Source organism: Streptomyces sp. NPDC044571, from assembly GCF_040647115.1.
Lineage (GTDB): Bacteria > Actinomycetota > Actinomycetes > Streptomycetales > Streptomycetaceae > Streptomyces.
On the sequence record NZ_JBEZBN010000124.1, the window covers coordinates 1 to 1,541 of the forward strand.

Annotated in this window: 1 protein-coding gene and 1 pseudogene; both read right to left on the bottom strand. The window is 71.1% G+C overall.

What is annotated here, in order from left to right; genetic code table 11:
* The coding region (locus AB0B01_RS30675; protein ID WP_361726214.1) for a transglycosylase family protein at nt 1-803 on the bottom strand (803 nt) is incomplete at its 3' end.
* A gap of 108 nt (nt 804-911) precedes the next feature.
* Nucleotides 912-1,541: pseudogene (locus tag AB0B01_RS30680) on the bottom strand (esterase); the annotation flags it as partial.

Below are 1,541 nucleotides of genomic sequence, written 5' to 3' on the forward strand. Positions count from 1 at the left end.
GTGCCGTTGCTGGTGTAGGTCCACAGGCCGGTGCGGAAGCCGCCGCCGTCCTCCTGGCCGTAGTCGTACAGCACACCGACGTCGGCCTTGCCGTCGCCGTTGAAGTCGCCCGAGGCCTGGGTGGCCGTGGACCGGTTGGCGGTGAAGAAGGAGACCCCGGCCGAAGCGGGCCCGGTCTGGCCGGCGTCGTTCACGGCCTTCACGGTGAGCGTGTGCGGGCCGTCGGCCAGACCCGCGGTGTCGAGGGTGACCGTGTACGAGGGGCCGGCGCCGGTGTCCGTGCCCACCGCCGTGCCGTCCACGTAGAACGTGGCGCCGGTCGGCGTGCCGACCGCGTCCGTCACCGAGGCGGTGAGCGCGACCGGGCCGGTCAGAACGGTGCCCGCGCCCGGGCCGGTGACCTTGGAGACCGGCGGGACCGGGTCGGGGTACGGGTCGGCGTGGTCCGCCCCGAGCCCGGAAGACGGCCCGCACAGCGGCCAGGCCCGCTCGCCCTGCCCCTTGAGCACCTTCTCGCCGATCAGGATCTGCTGCTGCTTCGTTGCGCGGTCCGCCCGCGAGGCGTAGGACAGTCCTCCGTACGCCTGCCAGGTGGACTGGGAGAACTGGAGGCCGCCGAAGTAGGTGCCGGTGGGGTCGATCGCCTGCCAGTTCCCGGTGGCCTCGCACTGGGCGACCTTGTCCCAGGTGGAGAGCGAGGCGGCCGTGGCGGGTGCGGCGGCCAGGAGGGCGCCGGCCATGCCGGCGACGGAGGCGAGGGAGACTGCCGCGGCGAGGCGGGTGCGCGGGGCGGGGCGGGACATCGGGATTCTGCTCCTGGAGCTGGAGGTGTGGCGGCGCGGGGTGGGAAACGGGGCCGGGGCGGCGGGGAGTGGGTCCCCGCCGCCCCGGTACGAGGGGCGGTCGGCCCGTCAGGCGAGCTTGCTGGCGTCCCAGTTCCAGCTGCCGAAGGTGGTGGCGCTGTCCCAGCTCATCGCCGGGTTGTTGAAGCCGGCACCGGTGCTGGTGAACTTCCACAGGCCGGTCCGGTTGGTGCCGTCGTCCTGCTGGCCGTAGCCGTAGAGCACACCGACGTCGGTCTTGCCGTCGCCGTTGAAGTCACCCGAGGTGATCTTGCTGCTCTTGGAGTTCCAGCTGTCGCTGCCGGAGTCCCACTTCTTTGCCGGGCCGTTGAAGCCGGAGCCCGTGCTGGTGAAGGTCCACAGCGCGGACACGTTGCGGGAGTCCTCGGTCTGACCGTTGTCGTAGAGGACGCCGACGTCGGCCTTGCCGTCACCGTTGTAGTCGCCGACCGTGACCTTGGAGCGGTCCCAGTTCCACGAGCCGGTGATGGTGTCGTCGTTGTCCCACTTCTTGACCGGGCCGTTGAAGCCGGCACCGGTGCTGGTGAAGGTCCACAGCGCGGTGATGTTCTTGCCGTCGCTCTGCTGGCCGTTGTCGTAGAGCACGCCGACGTCGGCCTTGCCGTCACCGGTGAAGTCCCCGGCCACCACCTTGGAGCGGTCCCAGTTCCAGGAGCCGGTGGTCCGGTCGTCGTTGTC